The following is a 22,322-nucleotide window of genomic DNA, read 5'->3' on the forward strand; positions in this document are numbered from 1 at the left end:
ATGTTCAGCCCAAGCGCCTGCGCAAGCACCCACGAGGGCCCAAGAAGAAGACGAAGAAGGGTTACGTCTCAGGACGGGCTGCACGCCAGCACGTCTCCACCGCTCGTGTTCTGGCCTCCGGACGCATCGATCCAACATCTTGAAAGGGGTGGCCCTCAAGGCGCACCGCCACCTTCGAGGCCCCTTCGTCTTCTGCGATGGTGGCGGGACGTACCTCAAGAACGATGCCTGCCGGAACGCCCTCCTCCGGGCCTGCAAGCGGGCGGGGCTGCGGCCCGTCGGCTGGCACACCCTGCGGCACACGTTCGCCAGTCACTTGGTGATGCGCGGGGTACCCCTCAAGGCCATCCAGGAGCTTTTGGGGCACGCCACCATCGAGATGACGATGCGGTACGCCCACCTGAGCCCGGACGTGAAGAAGGACGCCGTCCGAGCGCTCGAGGGGTAGAGTCGACGGGAGGCGCGGTGCCGCTCGGGTTCGTCGGCGCCTGCTGCGAGGGTCTGCTTTCGCTCGCCCTCTCGCCGAGTCTCACCCACGGTCCGTTTCCTCCACGCCGCTCATCGAACCGGACGTGCAGTTTTCCTGCATCCGGCTCTCGGACAGGTTTCACGCGACGCGTGTCGGCGCGGAGGTGCTCGCGGCTCCTTCTGCGTGCACCTCCTGGCTCCACCTTGGCCTTCGCGTACAGTTCCGCTCAGAGATCTTCGAGCTTTGTAAGGGTTGTAGGCTCACGCCAATCTCCCGCTGCGTTCTCTCCTTGCGAAGCATCCTGAACCAGGGCCCCTTCCCTCCACGGTCGTTACCCGCTTCCTCGGTACTGTAGGCCCCTCCGACTCCTGGCCCTCGCCACGCGCCAAGAGCGTGTTCGGGTCGCCATCCCGCTTGGACCAGGCCTCCCGTGTTGCGCACCTCACCGTGTTCATGCATGCCGCGCCCACTACCCCGGTGGAACGCCCAGCGATGCTCTGTCGACCTTCTCGCTGGGCCCATGGCCTTCCCTGTATGTGAGCCAGGTCGGCTTCCACGATTGCCCTTTCGAGGCCTGCTCGGGCTTCACTCATGTTGCGGCCTGCACGCTTGCTCGACCTCCTTTCGAGGCCTTCTGTCTCTGGGCTTCGAGTCCGAGGGTCGCCCCTCGTCCCCGCCAGATAGCTACCGAGGGGGTCGACTTCCTCCTCGGGCGGGACTTCCACCCGCTGGTCAGGTGCACCTTTCACGGCGCACTCACACTGGGGGCACACGGACCGGGCTGGGCGGAATTTCCCAATAAAGTCCGTGGGTTAAGAGTGCACGAGCCGGGGATCGAACCCGGACGGCCCTTTCGGGCCAGCGGATTTTAAGTCCGCTGCGTCTGCCAGTTTCGCCACTCGTGCCCGAGGGCTCCTCAGGAGTCGGGACCTTCTCTCAACTGCCGGACGGCCGCAATGCGCGCAACGGTCGATTCTGGCCCGCCCTTGTTATAAAGCGCCCGCCATGCTCGAGACCGTCACCAAGGGCTTCCGTGCCGCCAAGAACCGCCTCGCCGGCAAGAGCGAGCTCACGCAGGACGTCGTGGACGAGTCCCTCCGCGACATCCGCGTCTCGCTGCTCGAGGCCGACGTCGCCTTCGATGTGGTGAAGAAGTTCGTCGCCCGTGTTCGCGAGAAGACGGTGGGCGAGGTGGTCCAGACGACGATCACGGACAAGTCCGGCCAGAAGCGGAAGGTGAGCCCGGCCGACTACTTCGTGAAGATCTGCCATGACGAGCTCGAGGCCCTGATGGGGCCGGTGGACACCAGCCTGAAGCTCAAGCCCAAGGGGCAGCTGAGCGGCATCATGATGGTGGGTCTGCAGGGTTCAGGCAAGACGACGACCACGGGCAAGCTGGCCAGCAGGCTCCTCCAGGAGGGGCGCAAGCCGCTGCTCGTGGCGGCGGACATCTACCGTCCGGCCGCCGTGGATCAGCTGAAGGTGCTCGGCGAGCGGTTGAAGGTGCCGGTGTACTTCGAGCCCAACGTGCCGCCGCCGGAGCTGGCGACGCGAGGGTATGCCGCGGCGCGGGAGCAGAAGTGCGACGTGGTGCTCATCGACACGGCGGGTCGGCTCGCCATCGACGAGGCGCTGATGGCGGAGCTGGAGTCCATCAAGGGCCAGGTGCACCCGGACAACATCCTGCTGGTCTGCGACGCGATGATCGGCCAGGACGCGGTGCGCACGGCGGCCGAGTTCGATCGGCGGCTGACGCTGGACGGCTTCATCCTGACGAAGCTGGACGGTGACGCGCGTGGTGGCGCGGCGCTGTCCATCAAGGAAGTGACGGGCAAGCCCATCAAGTTCCTCGGCATGGGCGAGGGGATGGACAAGCTGGAGGAGTTCCGTCCGGACGGGCTCGCGGGCCGCATCCTGGGCTTCGGCGACATCGTCGGCCTGATGAAGGACTTCGAGAAGGTCGTCGACGAGAAGAAGGCCGAGGAGGACGCGCGCAAGCTCCTGTCGGGCAACTTCTCGATGAAGGACTTCGTCGAGCAGATCCGGATGGTGCGGCGGATGGGGCCGCTGAAGGATCTGCTGGAGAAGTTCCCGCTGTTTGGCGATCTGACGGATCAGCTGAACCCGGATGAGAAGGAGCTCACGAAGATCGAGGCGATGTACGACTCGATGACGGAGAAGGAGCGCCTGCGTCCGGACCTGATCAACCAGAGTCGGCTGGAGCGCATCGCGAAGGGCAGCGGGCGGAAGGTGGATGATGTCCGTGAGCTGCTGCAGAAGTTCGGGATGATGCAGCAGGTGATGGGGACGATTGGCCAGAATCCGGGCCTGCTGGGGAAGATCCCTGGGTTCAAGCAGCTGGGGCAGCTGTCGCAGCTGAAGAACATGGACCTGTCGAGCATCATGGGGAAGGACAAGATGATGCAGCAGGCGCTGGGAAGCATGGGTGGAGGGCTGCCCATGCAGATGCCGCAGATCGCCCCAGGCTACACGCCGCCCATGAGCCAGGCGGCGATGGCCAAGGCCCGGCTGATGGGCTACACGCCGCCTTCCGCGAGTGGAAAGTCCGAGGATCGGGACGCCATCAAGGAGCGCCGCAAGCGCGAGAAGGCCAACAAGAAGAAGAACCGGAAGAAGAAGTAGCCCTCCCCTCCCCTCACACCGTCTCGCCGCACGGACGGCCCAGTCCGCGCACGGAGACGGTGCGCGTGCGAGCCGTTGCCGCAAACCTCTGGCGCTCGAAGGCGGAACCGTCTTTTCTGCCTCTCTTGGAGCGTCATGACGAGCAGGGAGCATCCACGAAGGTCTGTGGAATGCATCTTGCTCTGGAGGAGCGGCATGCCCCTTTTCAATCGTGCAGTCCCCCTGGTTCTGGCAGCCCTGCTGTCGGCGTGCATCAATGTCCCCGAGATCGAGGCCCCCGAATCACCCGATGCCGGCCTGCCAGATGCCGGCCCCAAGCCCGACTCCGGCGTTCCGGCCGACACCACGTCCCCTACCATCACCGCGACGACGCCCTCTCACGGGTCCACCAACGTCGCCACGAGTACGCAGCTGGTCCTCACGTTCTCCGAGCCGATGAACGTGAGCACGGTGCAGGTCAGCATCGCCCCCACGGTGGAGTTCAGTGAGACCACCTGGGCGAACGGGAACACCCTGCTCACGCTGCAGCCGACAGTGCCTCTGGCCCAGAACACCGGCTACACCCTCGTGGTGGATGGCAAGGACGTGGCTGGAAACGCGCTGACGGACCGGAAGGCGTTCTCCTTCAGCACGACAGGGCCAGCCCCGGACACCACGCCGCCGACGGTCCTCGCCATCAGCCCCGCGCACGGGACCATCGGGGTGGCACGGGATGCGTCCATCACCGTGACGTTCTCCGAACCCATGGACAAGGTGTCTGCTCAGGCCGCCTTCAACATCACCTCGCCACCCGGCTTCAACTCGGGAGTCTTCGACTGGAATGAGGCGGGCACCGTGATGACCTTCAATCCGGACACCGACTTCCCCCATGGCACTGACGTCATCTGGCGCGTCTCCACGACCGCCAAGGATCCGTCCGCCAACACGCTGGAGAACAACGTCTCAGGCACGTTCCGTGTCATTCGCGTCAACACGGTCACAATCAACTACGACCCTCCAACGACTGGTGCCGCAGTTAGCCCTTCCTATGACAAGCAAACATACCTTTTCTTAGGTGCCCTCGTAGGAGACACAGGCAACGCAACTCAGGCTCGGCTCTTTCTAGGCTTCAAGTTGGACGCGCTTCCCGAAAATCTCTCCCGCCTCACCTCGGCCAAGCTAATCTGGTACACGACCAATCAGACCGGAGACCCGCTCGCAAGCCTGGGCAGCCTTCTACTAGAGAGAGTTTACATCGGAGAAGAAATTGCTCTTTCAAATGCTACATGGACAAACCCAGTCGCCAAAACCCAATACGAGTCTCCTGCGCTCAACACTCCCATCAGCGTGTCCGTCGGCCCTTTGATACCTGCTGTCCAGTTCAACACCACGTCATTCGTGGCATCGGACTGGCTGGATCGCACCAATCGAGGCACTAAACGGTCTCAGTTCAGGCTTCGCTTCGAGGTTCCCAGCGACAATGACGCCGAGAACGACTCCATCCACACACATGAAGACGTTTCGACGCCAGCGGAGCTTGAGGTGACTTATGAGTACCCGTAAATAGACACGCAGCAAGCGGGTCCAACTCAGGCGCGAAAAATGGGGGTGCTGCTTCGGCTCACCCCTTGCGTTTGGGAACAACGAGTCCCCGTGCCAGACGGCGCAGCACACGCCGTTTCTGCCGGCGCTTGTAAAGCTTATGGGCATTCTCTCCCTCCTCATTCGCGCGGGCCGTCGCTTCGTCCATGATCTGGAACTCCACGAGCGTGAAGACGATGCGGCTCTTGCGGGGACGCAGATCCTCTTCGGGAGGAGGGAGGTACGCATCCATCCGCAGAGGCATGTCGACGATGAAGTTGAGAGCTCGATAGGTGCTTCCAGAAAACTGATTGCTGCCGTGCTCCTCGCGGTCCTCGTAATCGCGATCCAGATGAAGCTGCGCGGCGAATTGTTCGAAGTGTGGATACTCAGCCAGCACCGACTTGAATTGAATCAACGAGTTTTCTGTCTGCCCTGGCACCACGAAGTTGAATGGGAACAGCCGCTGGCTGAGAAAGTAGAGCGTCGGAAGGATGTCCGCGCGGTTCTTCGTAATGATACGGAACCGCGTGCGATCATAGACCTGAGCGGCCACCGTCTCCTTCTTCGCTATCAGCTTGGTGATCAGGGAATCCCGCGTCTTGATCGAATGCGCAAACTCGACGATGGGCCCGCCCTTGGCCTCGAGCTCCTGGGCCACCGCCAGCACCTTGGCGGTGACCAGCTCGGCCAGATCCGCCTCTGAAACGGGAAGCCGGAAGAGCAAGTCCCGCCCTTCGATGTGCTGGATGACATGCATCACCTTCAGCACGATGCACGCGATACGGCGGTACTTGGGCAGGCCCTTGGCGCCAGAAGCGAAGAGGAAAAGGTCGTGAATCTCCGTTGGCGAAGCCACTGCATCCGCGACCCGGTAGTCGAACGTCTTCCGGAGATACTCCACCGCGTCCGCGAGAACCAAGCGCGCCCACGCCTCGTCGTAGGGCCGAGAGGTATCGAGCTGGCAGAGCCGTAGGAAGTGGTCGACCTCCTCACGGGACTGGAAGTGCATCCGCCGCCAGTCGATGACCGACCCACCTCGAAGGATGAGCCGGAGGCGCTCCAGCTCGCGGAGCCCCATCTCCGTCACCGTGCGGATGGGGAGGTCGGGCAGTTGTGGGATGAGGGAGACGGCCTTCACAGCGGCGCTTCTAGCTGAGCCTGCACATGAAGGGAACTCCCCGAAAAGTAGAAGGCCCTCCCCCACTTGGGGAAGGGCCTACATGCTCGTTGCCTGGGCAGACGAGTTACTTGTTGGCCACGGGCTTGCCGTTCTCGAAGCGCTGCTCCCTGACCAGGTTGCCACCACGGTACTCGGCCTCCGCGACCTTCTTCCCATCCTCAGAGTAGGTCGTGGAAGCCCCTTCACGATTGCCGTGGACCCAGCGCTCCTCGAGCTTCACCTTGCCCGACGGGAAGTACTGCACATGGCGTCCATTGTAGTGGTGGGCCGTGTACTCGATCTCCTCGATCTTGCGTCCATTCTCGTCAAAGTACGTCCAGAGGCCAGTCTGCATGCCGTCGGTGTTCTGGCCCTCGGCCCGCTTCTGACCGTTCGGATGGAAGCTCACGAAAGGACCGTGGGCGCTGCTATTGCGATCCTTGGCGTTGGTCTTCGCACACATCCAAGCCCCCTTCTCCGCCGCAGCCCGCTGCTGGGTCCCAGCCGGGCAGTTCAGCTTGACCTCGCCAGCCAGTGCGGCCGAGGCGCTGAAGGCGAGAGTGAGGGCAACGACGCGAGCAGAAGTCTTCTTGAACATGGCTCTTCCTTTTCTGGGAAACCTGTGGCGTCCCATACGCCGCTATAATTGACGCCCTGTGCGCAGGATAATTCATCCTCCGCAGGCACAGAGCCAGCGCTCTCTCAACCAGAGCAGGGCGCATGAAAAGGCCCTGCCCCCATGGGGGAGCAGGGCCCAGAGCAGACTCAGAAACCGCCTACGCTCTTAGCGAGAGAACGAGGCGCAGTAGCCGTTACCATTCGTGAAATAGAACCCCATGGTAACGTTCTGGACGTCCGGGATGCAGAGGAAGACGCTGACAGAAGCGCTCTTCTGGTCCGCAGCCTTGGTGTAGTTGAACAGGTTGCCAGAGCCGAGCGGAACCTCACCCTTGTCCGTGCGCACGTAGAAGAACCCCTGGAAGCTGCTCTGGTCCGCCGGAACCGTCCCGCTCTTCACGTAGAACGAAACGCGCGGAACCACCTTGATGGGGTTAGTAGCGCCCGGGCAGCCGGCAGGATCTGCGGCGAACGAGACCTTCTCCACGCTGTAGATGATGTTGCCGGTGCTGGTGGTCGCGCCCGGATCGAAGCTGGCGGCCGGCTTGCCCTCGAGGTTGCCGCAGGTGGGCTTCGGCGCGTCCGCGCACTTGCCCCCGCTGCAGAACTGACCGTAGGTGCAGGAGCTCTGAGCGTCGCCGGAGCAGGTCGCGGCGGCCTCGCACTTGTCCGTGGTCGCGTTGCAGACCTCACCCGCGGCGCAGGAGCCGTAGGTGCAGGTGGTGCCCGTGTTGCCGCCCGCCTTGCACTGACCCGTCGCCGTGTCGCAGGTCCGCCCCGTGCCGCAGGACGCGTCCGTGGTGCACTTCGGCGCGCAGACCTTGTCCAGATCCGAGCAGATGACGTCCGCGCCGTACTCGTTGCTGCACAGGGTCGACAGCGTGCACTTGCAGATCTTGCGCGAATCCGTCGCGCTCACCGCCGTGCACTCCGACTTCGCGGAGTCCGGACACTCGCCCGCCGCGTCGCACGTCTGAGCACAGACCTTCGCGGTCGGGTGGCAGATTTCACCGTCGAGGCAGTCCCCGTCGATCGAGCACGTGATGCTGCTCTCCTCGTCACCAGGACAACCCGTCATCACCACGCTCAGCGCGCTCAGCGCGGTGAGCATCATCATCGTCTTCCGAAGCTGCATGCTGGAACTCCTCCTATGGGTGCCTCGCATGGGGCTTCCGGCCTCACAAGCCCCCTCCATCCTTGCGAGCGGGGCTGGCTTTAGCCCTGCTCGTCCGGACGTGTCAACGAATGTCGACGCATCCTGGACGAACGACCCATTGCGGAATTCAGCACGTGCACAAACGGACAGCGTCGCAGCGCTTCTTCACTGTCCGTTTGGACCTCAGCGTCAGAACTTGAACGGAAAATCGATGGGATCTCCCTGCTTCCGGTGCTTCGGGAAAGACCAGCCCTTGATGAGCCCCGAGATGCAGCTCGCCATATAGGTCTTCTTGAACTCATCCGACTTCACCAGCACGCCCGACGTCTTGCCGGTGGTCTGGATCGTCCAGCGCATCACCAACGTGCCAGAGATGTCCGGATCGCGCTTCTTCTGCTCGTTCACGCACTTCAGGATGGCCGGCTTGTTGTTCAGCACCACCGCCATGATCTCCGACTGACCGAGCCGCTCGGGAACACTCCCGCCGCCAGGCTCGGGCGGAACGTAGACGGACGACGACCCCGACGCGCCGCCGCTCGGCTTCTTCTCCGGCTTCTTCGACCCGAAGAGATCATCGAAGTCATCACCCAGGCCGTCATCCTGCTTCCCGGATTTCGGAGCCGTGGACGCCGAGCTCACGGCCTCGGGCTGCCTCTCGGGCCGGGAGTTGTTCACCCGCGGCGTGCTCGTGCGATCAGGACGCGAGCCCGGATTGGTCTTCGTCGCGGCTTCGGCCGATGCAGGAGGCGCAGGCGGCGGCGTGGCGGGAGGCGTCGTCGGAGGTGCCGCCGTCGGCGCAGGCGTCCCAGCCGCAGCCACGGCCTGGCCCGGCGCAGGCGCGGCAGGCGTGCCCGGAGCGGGCGTAGCAGTCGTACCCGGCGCAGGCGTGGTGGGCGCGGCCGTATTCGCCGCCGCCACGGGCGGCGTCTTCACCTCAGGCGCAGGCGGAGTCGGCTCGGCCGGCTTCGTCGGCTGAGGCGTGGGCTGCGCCTCCGCCACGAGCACGGGCTGAGGAGGCTGAGGCTGCGGCGAGGAGCGTCCGAACGCGAGGTATCCCCCAACGCCCAGCAGCGCCACTGCCGCTACCGCGATGCTCGCGAACATGACCGTCTTGTTGCCGCCACCCTGCGACCCAGGAGCCGCCGGCGGCGGATAACCCGGGTACGCAGGCTGCGGGTAGCCTCCCGCGGAAGCGTAGGCCGGCTGCCCGTACGCGGGCGCCGGCTGCGCATACGCGGGCGCGGGCGCCACGGGTGCATACGGCATCGGCGCGGGCTGCGGTGCACGCATCGGCTCGACGGCGGACAGCATCGGCGCCGCACGCGCGGCCGGAGCCATCGCAGGCTCCGGAGGCGGCAGATCGAGCAGCCCCGGCGCCTGCTTCTCCTCGGCCGCGGGCTTCGGCGGCGGCTTGGACAGCGCCTCGTTCTCCTCCTTCACCAGCGAGGCGAGCACGCTCGCGGCCGACGGCTTCCAGCCCGACGACGTCGGCTCCGCGCTCAGCGCGGGCGCAGCGGGAATCTCGGGACGCGTGTTCTTCGCCGCGGCTCCCGCGCTGAAGGCGGACTCCACCGGCGCCGACACGGCCGGCGTGGAGGTCGACACCGGCGTGGGCGCGACGATGACCGGCTTGGCCGGACGCGGCGCGAGCACCGACGCCAGCTCCGTCACCTCGGAGAGCGGAATCCAGTCACCGAAGCCCTGGCGCCAGCACAGGCTGTCCGGCCCCACCTCGCCGCGCTCCCAGTGCTCCTTCACCTTCTCGACCGAGAGCGGCCCCACCTGCTTCTCGTCGATGGCGACGAACCAGTCGTTCGCGGGCGCCGCCGCCTTCGGCTCGTCCGGCTCCGACTCGGCCTCCGCCAGCTTGCGCACGGCGTCAGTCGAGGACTTGCTCTCCTTCGTCGGCTCCGCGGGGAGCTTCTGCGAGCCCGAGAGGACCTGATCGAACACCGCGCCGATCTCGTCCTCCTCGACGTCCGTGAAGAGGCCACCCTCGGGTGGAGTCCCCAGCGAGGCCAGCCCACTCGCGGCGTTGGCGCTCGCGGCTCCATTGCTCGCGGCCGCGGCAGTCGCCTCCGCTGCTGGAGCTCCCTCATCCTTCGGCGCCGCGGCACCGGATGGGCGAACCACAATGACGTGGCCGCACTTCTTGCAACGAATCTTGACGCCCTTGGCGCCAATCTTGTCGTCGCTAATCATGTACTGCGCGCGGCAGCTGTCGCAGACGAAGCGCATCGTTCCCCGCAAGTCTCAGAAAAGACGGAAGAAATCCTGCCAAAATCGTAGAGGTGCTACCCGGGGGGGTCAAGGATGCGTCCCATGACCGCCCGGTCACCCTTCAACGGCTGAACCCTTCATCAGGTTCTAACCGCTACTTCCTCACCTGTACCTCCACGTGCGTCCCTACAGCGACACGCAGGGCATGCAGGTCCTCGGACGTCGCGAACACCAATAGATCCCGTAGCTTGGTGGTAGGGGGGACCCGGAACGTCGAGCCTGTCTCCCCGCTCACCATGCGCTTGACGGGCTCCATCTCCCCCGCGGCGAACAAGCCAGCGCGCGCGGCGGTCAGCTCCACGCCCTCCAGCCAGGTGCGCACATCCATCGGGGTCGCCGTGGGCAGGTAGGCGCGGGCCACCTTCGCCAGGGCTCCCCGGGCCGGCTCGCTCAGGTTCTTCTCCAGGATCTGCCGCGCCTCGCCGAAGTGGCGCGGATCAGCCGTGGGACGGATCTGGCCCACCATCATGCTGAGCGCCGCCTGGAGGAGTGCCTCGAGGCGATCCGGCGCCAGCCGCTGACTGAACGCGAGCTCCGGCCGCGCCAGCGCGAGCGTGCGGCCCAGCAGGTAGTAGACCTCTTTCTGTCCCTGCTCCCCGAAGAACTTGCCGCCCACGCGCACGCAGGCCGGGTGAGTCTGCAGCAGATCCACGTTGACCATCGGCTCGGGCGCGGGCTCGTTGGAGCGCCGGCTCAACAGCTCGCGCTTCGCCACGAGGAACGGCGAGTACAGCTCCACTGCCTCCATGCCGAAGAGCCGCGCCACGTAGCGGTAGTGGTGCACGTGGTACTCCTGCGACATCCCCACGTCGATGCGGTGCTTCTTCGGGACGATCTGGTACTGCTGGAAGGGCAGCGCGTACAGGTGCCCCACCTGCTCGAACAGGATCCCCAGCAGCTCGGTGAGCGGCGTGCGCACCTTCTGATGGAACAGGTGCGACTGCCACAGCCGATCCGTCAGCACGCGCTGCGCCACTTCCTTGCGCTTGGCGTAGGGCCCCAGCTTCGTGAGGATCTCCTTCTCGTCATCCCCCGCGTCGCCCACGAGCCCCGCCACCGCCTGCGCGGCCAGCCACGCCCCGTCGTAGTCCTTGCGCAGCGCCAGCAGGCGCACGAGCTGGCCGCACACCTTGCGCGGATCGCTCGTGTTCGGCAGCGCCCGGCGGAGCGCCGCGATGGCCTCCTCCTCCTTGCCCTGCACCTGCCCGGCCACCTCGGCGTACGTCTCCTGCACCACCGCGTCGTCCGGCAGGCCCTTGGCCACCACGCCGTAGGCCGCCACCGCGCCCTCCGTGTTCTTCAGCACCTGGAGGTACAAGTCTCCCAGCGCACGCCACAGCGCCATGCGCGCCACGTGCGTGTCCGGCGTCTTCGGGATGCGTGACAGCATCCGCGCGTAGTTGTCCTCCAGCGCCTTCCACTGCTCCGCGGCGCCCAGCATGGACTCCAGCGCGCTGAAGGCCTCCACGAAGCGGTGATCCAGGTCCAGGGCCCGGTTGAACGCCTCGGCGGCTCCGTCGACGTCCTTCGCCTCGTCGCGGCGGATCTCCGCCAGCGCGAACCACACGCGCTTGGCTTTCTGCGGCTCGGCGGCCAGCGTCGGCAGCGAGAGCATCCGCTGCAACACGTCCGCCGCCTTGTGCCCCTGGCGCGTCTCGCGCAGCAGCACGTACAGCGAGTCCATCACGTCCAGCGCGTCCGGCTGCTCCTTGAGCGCCCCGCTGAACGCGTCGATCGCCATGTACGGATCCTTCAGCTTGTCCCGCGCGATCTGACCCAGTTCCAGGTAGACGCGGAACTTCGCCTCGCCGTCCAGCACGTTCACGAGCTGCTGGCGCAGGTCCGCCGACTTCTCGTACTGGCCCACCTTGTCCATCAGCGCCACCAACGCCCGCAGGGAAGGCTCGTGGCCCGGATCGATGGCGAGCGCCTTCTCGAAGTGGTTCTGCGCGCGATCCGCGTGGCCCAGCGCGGCCAGCACGTCGCCGAGCTGCCAGTAGACCTCCACCACCTCGAGGTCCGTCAGGCTCTCACGGTGGTGGATGAGGATGGCCTGGAACACCTTGAGCGCGTCCTCGTAGCGCTTCGCCTGCACCAGCAGGTTGCCGAAGCTCTCCAGGTTGGCCAGGTACCTCGAGTCCAGGCCGTACGACTTCTCGTACGCGTCCAGCGCCTTCTCGCGCTTGCCCAGCTTCTCCGCCACGTAGCCCAGCCGGTAGAGCTGCCGAGACAGCTCCACCGTCAGCGCGCCGTCCTTCTCCGCGATGGCCCTCTCCGCCATCTTCCGGGCGACGATGTCCAGCATCTTCTCGCCCAGCGGCCAGTCCTCACGCGCGATGTAGACGTCCGCCAGCGGGCGCGCCGCCTCGAGGCTGTCCGGCACGTGCTTGAGCACCTCCTCGAAGTAGTGCGTCGCCGTCTGCTGATCCTGCCGCGTCTCCACGTGGTACTTCGCCACGTCCAGCAGCGCGCGCGCCTTGGCCTGCGGATCCTCGGAGCTCTGGGCCTCCTGGAGCAGCGTCTGCTCGTAGCCGCCCCAGTCCTTCTCCTGCTCCTGGATGCCCTTCAGCGCCCGGATGCTGGGCAGGTAGCCCGGGTCGATCGCCAGCGCCTGCTGGTAGTTCGACTTCGCGCTCCCCGTGTCCATCAACATGTCTTCGTTGATCTTGCCCATGCGGTGGAACAGCTCCACCGCCTCCTGCGTCTGGCCCGCCACCTGCGCCTCGCGCTGCAGCATCTCCAGCGCGAAGGGCCAGTTGCCGCTGCGCTCGTAGAGGTTGCCCAGGGCGTGCATCGCCGGCCGGCAGTTCGGATCCACCTGCAGCGCGTAGCCGTAGCTGTCCACCGCGCGGTCCACCGCCTTCATCTGCTGGTGGTAGACGGTGCCCATGTCCACGTACAGCTGGGCCTGCTCCTGCGGCTCCGACGTCAGCGCGAGCTGCCGCTCGTAGGCGACGATCAGGTCCTCCCACCGCTCCTGCGTGCGGCGCAGGCGGATGAGCGTCTTGATCGCCTGCATGTTCGTCTGATCGATGGCCAGGATGGCCTCGACGCAGGCGTCCGCGTTCGCCGGGTTCTGGTACTTGTCCTCCCAGATGCCCGCGCTGCGGAAGAGCACGCGCACCCGCTCGCGGTAGTCCGTGCTCAGCTCCAGCATCCGCTCGTACACGGCCAGCAGCTCCGCCGGCTGGTCGAGCTTGGTGTGCAGCCGCTCCAGGGACTCCAGCGCCTCGCGGTTCTCCGGATCGAACTCCAGCGCCTGCCGGTAGGCCACCACCGCGGCCTCGTCGTCACCGATGTCCCGCTCGTAGACGCCCGCCACCTGCACCTGGATGCGCGCACGCTCCTCCGTCGTGCCCGCCAGGTCTCGCGTCCGCAGCAGCGTCGCGGCCACGTCCTGGTGCGCGTTCTGACGCCGATACAGCAGCGTGAGCACGCCCAGCGTCTCCATGTCCGGCTCGAGCTCCAGCGCTCGCAGCAGCGCCGTGGCCGCCTCCTGCGGATCCCCGATGGCCTCGTCGTAGACGCGGGCGATCTCCTTCAGGATGCCCTTGCGCGCCTCGATGGACGCGGCCGCCTCCAGCTTCTGCTCCAGGGCCACCACGTACTCGCGGTCCCGACCGCGACGGTGGAACATCGCGGACAGCCCGTCGAGCGCCGTGGCGTTCGTCGGATCGAACTCGAGGATCTTCCGGAACGCCGCCTCGGCCGCGGGCGCGTCGTCCAGCCGCTCGTCGTGGACGCGGGCCAGCGTGGCGTAGAGCCGCTCGGCCAGCGGGCCCTTCGGCAGCGAGTCCGCCACCTCCTCGTAGACCGCCGCCAGCTCCTCGTGGGAGCCCGTCTCGTTCGCCAGCCGCTCCACTTCCTCGCGCAGCGTGTCGTCCGCGGCGTCGATCTGGAGCGCACGGCAGAGCGCCAGGAACGCCACGTCCTTCTGCCCGAGCCGCTCCTCCTGCACCCGCGCCAGCTCGCGCAGCCAGGAGAGCTTCTCCTCGTCCGTGACGAGGTGAGGCATGTAGCGGTCCACCACGCCGGCGTAGGCACGCCAGTCGTTGTGGCCACGATACAGCGTGGACACCCGCTCGAAGGCCTTGCGGTTGGCCGGATCCAGCTCCAGCACCTTCTCCAGCGCTCCCGCGGACAGCTCGGGCTTGGCGCCCGGGCCTTCCCACATGTCCGCCACCGCGAAGTACGTCTCCACCGCCTGCTCTCGCTCCTCGGCGGCCAGGTGCACCTGCACCTTGAGCTCCAGGGCGCGGACGGCGTCGTTGTACGCGCGCAGCGACACGAACAGCGCGTGGACCCGATCCAGGTCCGCCACCGAGTGCGGCTCCACCTCGAGCGCCCGGCGAGCGGCGTCCAGCGCCTCCTCGCGGCGGCTCATCTCCGCCAGCACCTCGGCCAGGCGCAGGCGCAGCGCCTTCACGCCATCCGAGGCCTCCTGCAGCGGCACGAGCCGACGCAGCACGCTCACCAGCTCCTCGCGCTGCCCCGTCTCCTCGTACAGCTCGCGCAGCGTGTCCAGCACGCCGCGGTGACGCGCGTCACGGTCGAGCGCCGCCTTGAAGTACGGCACCGCCGCCTCGGGCTGCTTCAGCAGCCGGTACACCACCCGGCCCAGCCGCTCGTTGAGGCGCACCACCTCGCGCGGATCCAGCGTCTGCGCCAGGCGGTCCGCCAGCAGCGTGCGCAGCTCCTCCGGCCGGCCCGCGCGCTCCAGCAGCCCTTCCAGCGCGCTGAACGCCTGCTCGTTGCGCGGGTTCTTCGCCAGCAGCTCGCGGTACAGCTCGATGGAGCGGCCCAGGTCCTCCAGCCCCTCGGCCGACACCTGCGCCATCTTCCCGAGCACTCGCTCCTTCTCCTCTCCGGAGACGCGCTCGAGCTCGTGCTGCAGGATGGCGTACAGCTTGTCGGACGCTCCCGCCGTCTCGTACAGCCCCTCCAGGAGCCGCGCGGACGCCAGGTGCCCCGGATCGATCGTCAGGATCTGCTCGTAGGCGGACGCCGCGCGATCAGGGCTGTCCAGCCGCTCCTGGAAGATCTGTCCCACGCGGAAGAGGAAGCCCACCTTGTCCGCGGGCGCCGTGGCTCCGGCGGCCAGCTGCTCCAGCACGCCCGCCAGCTCCGGCCACGCCTCCAGCTCCACGTAGAGCCGATCCAGCGCCAGCAGCGCCTTCTCCTGCACCGAGGCGTGCATGCTGCGCGCGCGCTCGTAGTAGGTGATGGCGCGCTCCGGCTCGCGCAGGCGCGTCTCCAGCATCTGGCCCAGCTTGAGGCAGACCTCCGCCGCGTCCGCCGCCTCGGCCACGCGCGGCAGGGACTCCTCGTAGGCCGCCACCAGCTCGTCATACGTGTTGGAGGCGTCGGTCGCGTTCTCCAGCCGGTGACGCAGATCCGCGTCGTTCGGGTCCTCCTTGAAGGCCCGGAAGAGCGCCAGGAAGGCCAGCTCCGCCTCGCCCTGCGTCTCGCGCAGCGTGGCCAGCTCTCCGAGCAGCGCCTTCTTCTCGAAGGCATCCGTGGACACACCGACACGGACCTCGATGAACTGCGCCAGCTTCGTGATGTCGCCACTCGCCCGGAAGGCGCGCAGCAGCGTCTCCACCGCGAGCAGGTTCTGCGGCTCGCGCGTCACCCACGCCTCCATGCGCGCCACCGCGCCCGCATGGTTGGGCTGCAGCGAGAGCACCTCGCCGAACTGCGCCAGCGCTCCCGTCTTGTCGAGCAGCTTCGTCTCGCGCACCGTCGCCAGCCGGAACTTCAGCTCCAGCGACTGCTCCGGCGGCATCAGCGCGATGCGCCTGGCCAGCACGTCGGCCAGCTCCGGCCACCGCTCCTGCTTCTGGCAGAGGCTCTCCATCCGGGCCAGCGCCGCGGCGTCGTCCGGCTTGAGCTCCATCAGCCGCCGGAACGTCGCCAGCGCGCCCAGGTTGTCCTTGAGCTGATCCTCCTGCAGCACGCCGATCTGGAAGAGCACCGCCGCACGGCGCGTCGGCTCCTCCGCCATCGCCAGCTGCCGGCGCAGCACCTCGAGCAGCTCCGAGGGCTTGCCCTCGGACGTCAGCAGGCGCCCGATGCTCTCCAAGGCCTCCTCGTCCGTGGGCCGGACCTCCATCACCTTGCGCCACGCGGCGAGCGCCTCGTTGTCCTCGCCCATGCGCGCCTGCAGCCGCGCCAGCGCCCGGTACAGCTCCGCGCGCGCGGAGTCGCCGGCCTTCGGGGCGATCTGCGCGAGGACCTCGATGAACTCCTCGGCCGTGCCCGCCGGCTCCACCAGCGAGAGGCACAGCTCGAGCGAGCGCGGCTCGTCCGGCAGATCCTGCAGCGCGCGCACCGCGTACACGAACGCCAGCTCCGCGTTCTCCATGGGGCCCGCGTACGTCTCCGCGATGCGCCGCAGCAGCGCCGCGCGCTCCTGGGGCACCGGCTCCACGGAGGCTCGCGCCTCCAGCATCTGCACCTGCTTGAGGTGGTCTCCCACCCCGGCGAACACCGGCTCCAGGGCGCTGGCCGCCGCGCCGCGCAGCGGGCTCTCCGAGCGCGCCATCTCCTCCAGCGCACCCACCGCTCCCGCATGCCCGGCCCGACGCGCGAGCACCGCCTGGTACAGATCCAGCGCGCCGCGCGGATCATCCAGACGGGTGAACTTCAGGCGGCCCAGGCGCACGCGCAGCTCCGAGGCCTCCTCCACCGCGTTGCGCGCGTCCGCGAGCTGGATCTCCCGCTCGATGTGCTGCGCCAGCTCCGGCCAGCGCTCCATCTCCGTGAGCACCTTGGCCAGCAGCTTCAGCGCGTTGCCGTTCTCCGGCCGCCGATCCAGGACCTCCCGGTAGGCCTGCGCGGCGAGCGCCTTGTCCGACAGCGTCTCCTCCGCCAGGTGGCCCAGCTCGAAGAGCAGGTTGATCTGCGAGCTGGGGTTGGTGTCCGCCGCCACCTGCCGCCGCATCACCAGCGCCAGATCGCGGTGCGCCCCCGTGCGCCGGTGGATCCGGGCGATCGACTCCAGCACGTCCTTGTTGTACGGGTCGCGCCGGCTGACCTCCTCCAGCGCCCGGACGGCCAGGTCGTAGCGCTTCATGCGCCCGTCGTAGATGGCCGCCAGCCGCCGCCACAGCTCACCCGCCAGCGGCTCCTTGGTGCCGCGCTCGAGCTGATCCTCGTAGGCCGCCGCCACCTCCTCGAAGGAGCCCGAGTCGGCCGCCAGCCGCTCCAGCTCCTCCAGGACGCTCTGCGCCTGCGGGAACTCGTTGAACGCCCGCAGCCGCGCGGCGAACGCCAGCGACGTCTGCCCCAGCGCCTCGCGCAGGATGGCGATCTCCTGGATGCGCTCCAGGCGCTGCTCCGGCGGGGCGGAGGACAGCAGCACCTCCAGCACCTCCACCAGCTTCCGGGTGTCGTTGATGCTGCGGTAGACGGGCTCCAGCAGGCGGGCCGCGTCCAGCCGCTGCCCTTCCTGCGCGAACAGCCGCTCCAGGCCCGCGATGGCCTGCGGATCCCCAGGCACCAGCTCCAGCATGCCGCGGTAGCCGATGAGCGCCTCGGCCGTGCTCCCCGCCAGCTCCAGCAGCTGCGCCCGGCGCAGCATGAAGCCACGGCGGGACTCGGCGTCCGCCGCCAGCTCCGCCAGCTGGGCCAGCACGTCCGCCTGCTCCTGGACGCGGTGCCCCTTGGCGAACAGCTTGTCCAGCGCCAGCAGCCCCTCGGGCCCCTTCTTGATGGCCAGCGCCGAGCGGTAGGCCTCGATGGCCTTCGCGTCCTCGCCAGCGCTGGCGAAGGCATCACCCGCCTTCAGCAGCAGGCCCCGACGGGCCTCCGGATCGGTCGAGAGCTGCGCCTGCTGCGCGTACACCTCGGAGAGGTTCTTGGCGTTCTGTCCCTTCTCGTACAGCCGGGACAGCGCCTCGAGCGCCTGGCGATCCTGCGGCGCCTCCTGCAGCAGGTTCTTCCAGAGGCGCGTGGCCTCCTCGGGCTGGTTGAGCTGCTCGCGCAGCTCCGCCGTCCTGCGCAGCAGCGCCATCGCGGCCGCATCGCCCGAGGGCAGATCCGTGGCCGCGTCCTCGTAGATCTCCGCCAGCGTCTCGTGAGAGCCCGTCTCGCGCGCCAGCCGCTCCAGGTCCGGCTGCAGCGCCTCGCGGTCCAGCCCCGCCGCGAAGGCCTTCACCGCCGCCATGAACGCCAGCGACGGCTGCTGCATCTCCTGCTCGTAGATGAGGCGGATCTCCGCCGCGAGCTGCGCCTTCTCCACCGTGAGCGCGGCTTCCATGCGCGTCTCACGCAGCGCCACGCGGCGGGCATGGTCACCCAGCTGCTTGAGCACTGGATCGAGCGTCTCCAGCGCCGCCCGGCTCGTCGGCAGGGCCGCCTTCACCCACTCCTCCAGCGCGGCGCGCGCGCCGGGGTGGCCCGGATCCTCGGACAGGATGCGCTCGTAGAGCTTGAGCGCGGCGTTGGGGTTGTTCAGCTCGGTGCGCAGCAGCTCCGCCAGGCGGAAGGAGACCTCACGCCCCTGCGGGCTCTGGCCCTCCTGGCTGCGCCGCAGCGACAGCGCCCAGGCCAGCTCCTGGGAGCGCCCCAGCTCCGTGTAGAGGCGATCCAGCGAGGCGGCGGCCTCGCGCTGAAGCTGATCCTTCTCGGCGATCGCGCGCCACGCGGCGGCCGCGCGCTCCTTGTTCTCCAGCTTGCTCTCGTGCAGCAGCGCGGCCTCGCGCAGGTAGGCCACCTGCTCCGCCGTCTCCGTCGACACGGAGGCCAGCTTCTCGAGCACCTCGGCCACCTCGGCCCACTGCTCGCCCGCGCGGTGGAGCCGCTGCAGCGCCTTGAGGCAGTCGACGTTGGTGGGCTCCAGCGCCAGCAGCGCGTGCAGCGCCTTGATCGCGCCCGCCTTGTCGTCGAGCTTCTTCTCCTGCACGTCCGCCAGCTCGCGCAGGATCGCCGCGCGCGCCGGGCCGACATTCCCCTCCTCCGTCAGCTCCTGGAGGATCTCCGCGAAGCTGTCCAGCGAGTCCGCGTCCTCGGCCGCCTGGCGCGCCGTGGCCCGCAGCCCCGTGTCGCCCGGCGTCAGGCGCATGGCCCGTGCCAGCGAGGCGAAGGCCAGCTCCGGCTGCCGCAGGTGCGTCAGGTGCACGTGCGCGGCCTGGCGCAGCGCCTGCGCACGACCCGCGTCATCCTTCGCCACCTCGGCCAGCACGTCCAGCGCGGCCACCAGCTTGCGGTGGTCCTTGGTGAGCTCGTACGCCGGCAGCAGGGCCCGCGCCGCCTCCTCGCGCGCGGGTCCGGAGGCGAGCATCCCCTCCAGCGCGGTGAGCGCGTCCGGATCCGACGGGCGCTGACGCAGGATGTCCGCGTAGCTGCGCACCGCCTCGGCCTGGTCGCCTCCCGGCGCGCCCTGGAGCAGCTGCGCACGCTTGAGCTTCAGCCGCGCCACCTTCTCGGTGTCTCCGGCCGTCTCCGCCAGCTCCACCATGCGCGCCAGCGTCTCGTTCAGCTCGCGCGTGCGGCCCGCCTTCTCGTACAGCTCGGCGAGCCTCGGCAGGAACTTGCCCTCCTCGGCGCCGTTCGAGATCGCCGTCTGCAGGGCCTCCGCGGCCTCCGCCGGGCGCCCCGTCTGCGCGTTGAGCTCCACCAGCTGGAGCAGCAGCTTCAGCCGCTCCTGGCCCTTGGCCGTCTGGATGCGCTTGCGGAGCATGCTCTCCGCGTCCGCCACGCGCCCCGCCCGCCAGAGCATCCGCAGCAGCCGCTGGAGCAGCTCGGGCGACTCCGGAGCACGCCCCAGCGCCGCCTGCAGCGCGTCGATGGCGTCCGGCACCGCGCCCACCTCTTCGGCCAGCGCCGCCGAGTCCGACAGCAGCTGCACGGCGACCGCCAGCTCCTCCGTCTCCGTCGCCAGCCGGCGCAGCACTCGCACCAGCTCCGCCTGCGCGGACAGGTCGTGCGCCAGGCGCAGCGCCTCGGTGCGGCTCAGCTCGTCCTTGGGGTTCTCGCGCAGCGCGCGGACCCGGCAGTCGAAGGCCGCCCGGCTGTCGGCCAGCTGCTTCTCGTGGATCGTCGCCAGCAGCGTGAACAGGCGCTGCCGCGCCGCCAGGTCGGTCGTGGCGTCCAGCTGCTGCTGGAGCGCGGCCACCTGCCGCTGGTGATCGCCCGTGCGGCCGTAGTGGTTGGCGAGCGCCTCGGCGATCTCGCCCGTCCGGATGTTGGCCGACGCCAGTCGCTCCAGGCCACCCACCACCAGGCCCGTGGACACGTTCTCCGCCAGCAGCTTCAGGAAGATCTGCGCGGCATCCTGCGGCCGGTTCAGCCGCTCCGCGTAGAGCTTCGCCTGCCGCGCCGTCCAGTCGCTGCGCTCCACCTGCGTCTCGGCGAGCTTCGACAGCCGGCCCGCCAGCGTCGCGGCCTCCTCGAACTTCGACAGCGACACGCACAGCGCCTGCAGGCGCTGCAGCGGCCCGGGCTCATCCGGCGCCATCGAGACGAGCTGCCGCACCAGCGGCTCGATCTCCTCCGGCGGAGCGCTCGTGTTCTCCTTGCGGCTGATCTCGCCCTCCAGCTTCACCCGCGGATCATCCGCGAGCGCCGCCGCCGCCTTGAGCGACTTCACGGCCTCCTCGGCCACGGAGTCCCCCGGCGCGCGCGCCAGCACCTCGCGCCACGCCGCCTCGGCGCCCACGGGATCTCCCAGCGGGCCCTGGAGCAGCTGCGCCAGCTGCCGCCAGATGGCCAGCGCCACCTGCTCCGGCGCCACCAGCACCGCGCGCTTGAGCGCCATGGCCAGCTCGTGCTGCGCCTGCGCCTTCTCCGCGTGCTCCACCACCGTGCCCAGCAGCAGCGGCCGCGCCGGATCCAGCACCAGCGCCCGCGCCAGCACGCCGAAGGCCCGCTTCGCGTCCCCGCTCTCCTCGAACGTGAGCGCCAGGGCCTCGCAGAACGCGATGCGCTCGGCCTTCGAGCGCGGCGCCAGCATGGCCAGATCCAGCAGGGGCTCCAGCGCGTCGAACTGCTCGTCCTCCGCCAGCAGCCGCGCCAGGTGGAAGGCCGCCAGCGCGTTGGCCGGATCGCTCTTGAGCGCCGCCTCCAGGTGCACGCGCGCCGCCGACCCGTCCTTCAAGTGCTCCAGGCACAGCTCCGCCATCCGCATCCGCAGCGCGGCCTGCGCCTGGCGGTCCTTCACCGTGGCCACGTGCCGCTCGAGCACCGCGACGGCATCGGCCGCCCGCCCCTGCTCGATCAGCGTCTCCGCCGCCAGGTTCACCGCGTCCGCCCGAGAGGGGTCCGCCGCCGCCGCCTTCTCGATGGCCGCCAGCGCGCCCGCCGGATCGTTCAGCCGCGTCAGGCGCCCGGTGCCCACGCGCAGCCACAGGTCCACCTGCGCCGTGCGATCCTTGGCCTCGGTGGCCATGGCCTCGAACTGGGCGATCGCCGGGGCGAAGTCCCCGCTGCGCTCGGCCAGCCGCTCGATGAGGTTGAGCGCCTCGGGCATGCCCGGCCACAGCAGGAAGCACCGATCCAGCGCCTCCTTCACCTTGGCCGCCGCGGTCGGCTCGTACCAGGCGAACAGCTTCGCCACCAGCAGCGACAGCCGCGCCGCGCTCTTCCGGTCCCGCTCCTCCAGCGACATGCTGCGCAGCATCCGGACGCGGTCGCGCCACGTCTGCTCGAAGCGCTGCAGCGCCTTCTGCGCCTTCTCCACCCGCGCGTTCTGCGCATCCAGCGTGCGCGCCACATCGAGCACCTTCTGCGCCAGCGCGTGCTCGGTGGGATCCTCCACCAGCCGCTCGGCCACGGCCGCGTACTCCTCGGCCATGCCCTCGGGGCCCATCGCCTCGCGCTCGCGCTCCAGCGACTCGAAGACGGGCTGGAAGCGATCCTCGGCCAGCAGCAGCTGACGCAGCCTGCGGAACGTCGCCCGATCCGGCTGGGCGCGCGCGGCCTGCTGCAGGCAGAACACCGCTCGATCCCTGCGGAAGAGCTTGGTCTCGTAGAGGTCCGCCGCCTTCAGGAAGAAGGCCGCGCTCTCCTTGCTGGTGGTGGCGCCGGCCAGCTTCTCCAGCGTGTCGGCCAGCGCGGAGGCGTCCTGCTTGGCCTCGTAGAGCGCCTTCATCCCGCGCAGCACGGGGAGCGGCTCGGGCGCCAGCAGCAGCGCGCGCCGCAGCAGCTCCTCGGCGCGGTTGGGGTTGCGGAGTCGTTCGAGGGCGAGATCCGCGGCACGGCCGAGCAGCCGCGCGGCCTCGGGGGCAGGGACCTCACGTCCCCGGCTCTCGTAGAGCCGGATGAGGTCCTCGACACGACCTGCCTTCTCCAAAGTGGCCTCGGCTTCGAGGAAGGACCGGTCGTCGGTCACACGCACAGAGGGGCGCGGAGAGGAGGATTGTTCCATGGAGAGCGGGCCTCGCGGGAAAGGGAGCGCAACCGCACGGAGGCGCTAGAGGGGTGAGACTCTAGCG

At 68.5% G+C, this 22,322-nt stretch carries 7 protein-coding genes, 1 tRNA gene and 1 pseudogene; 3 read left to right on the forward strand and 6 right to left on the reverse strand.

The window, feature by feature from the left end; genetic code table 11:
- Nucleotides 1-151: 151 nt before the first annotated feature.
- A pseudogene (locus KY572_RS28895) lies at nt 152-448 on the forward strand (tyrosine-type recombinase/integrase); the annotation flags it as partial.
- A gap of 840 nt (nt 449-1,288) precedes the next feature.
- On the opposite strand, the gene KY572_RS28900 reads toward KY572_RS28895, so the two are convergent.
- A tRNA-Leu gene (locus KY572_RS28900) sits at nt 1,289-1,374 on the reverse strand.
- Nucleotides 1,375-1,474: 100 nt separating this feature from the next.
- Between KY572_RS28900 and ffh the strand changes: the two genes are divergently transcribed.
- Together ffh and KY572_RS28910 are read left to right on the forward strand one after the other, a co-directional pair.
- Nucleotides 1,475-3,112 (forward strand): signal recognition particle protein, encoded by a 1,638-nt coding sequence (gene ffh / locus KY572_RS28905; protein ID WP_224246220.1) that lies wholly within the window; start codon nt 1,475-1,477, stop codon nt 3,110-3,112.
- Between the two features lie 195 nt (nt 3,113-3,307).
- Nucleotides 3,308-4,654 carry an Ig-like domain-containing protein gene (locus tag KY572_RS28910; protein ID WP_224246221.1) on the forward strand — a complete coding sequence of 449 codons (1,347 nt, stop codon included), beginning with the start codon at nt 3,308-3,310 and terminating at the stop codon, nt 4,652-4,654.
- 58 nt (nt 4,655-4,712) lie between these two features.
- Here KY572_RS28910 and KY572_RS28915 read toward each other — a convergent pair whose 3' ends face one another.
- The 5 genes from KY572_RS28915 to KY572_RS28935 all read right to left on the reverse strand — a co-directional run bounded on the left by KY572_RS28915 (nt 4,713) and on the right by KY572_RS28935 (nt 22,255).
- Nucleotides 4,713-5,813: a TIGR04552 family protein gene (locus KY572_RS28915; RefSeq protein ID WP_224246222.1), complete on the reverse strand. Its 1,101-nt coding sequence runs from the start codon at nt 5,811-5,813 to the stop codon at nt 4,713-4,715.
- Nucleotides 5,814-5,919: 106 nt separating this feature from the next.
- A complete protein-coding gene (locus KY572_RS28920; protein ID WP_224246223.1) occupies nt 5,920-6,432 on the reverse strand; it encodes a toxin-antitoxin system YwqK family antitoxin in 513 nt (170 codons plus the stop codon).
- Between the two features lie 186 nt (nt 6,433-6,618).
- The gene (locus KY572_RS28925; RefSeq protein ID WP_224246224.1) at nt 6,619-7,587 is read right to left on the reverse strand and encodes a hypothetical protein; all 969 of its coding nucleotides are present in this window, start codon (nt 7,585-7,587) and stop codon (nt 6,619-6,621) included.
- A 210-nt stretch (nt 7,588-7,797) separates the two neighbouring features.
- Nucleotides 7,798-9,846 carry an adventurous gliding motility protein GltJ gene (gene gltJ, locus KY572_RS28930; RefSeq protein ID WP_224246225.1) on the reverse strand — a complete coding sequence of 683 codons (2,049 nt, stop codon included), beginning with the start codon at nt 9,844-9,846 and terminating at the stop codon, nt 7,798-7,800.
- A 136-nt stretch (nt 9,847-9,982) separates the two neighbouring features.
- Nucleotides 9,983-22,255 carry a tetratricopeptide repeat protein gene (locus KY572_RS28935; protein ID WP_224246226.1) on the reverse strand — a complete coding sequence of 4,091 codons (12,273 nt, stop codon included), beginning with the start codon at nt 22,253-22,255 and terminating at the stop codon, nt 9,983-9,985.
- Between the last annotated feature and the right edge of the window lie 67 nt (nt 22,256-22,322).

Origin of the sequence: Hyalangium gracile, from assembly GCF_020103725.1 — a bacterium.
Lineage (GTDB): Bacteria > Myxococcota > Myxococcia > Myxococcales > Myxococcaceae > Hyalangium > Hyalangium gracile.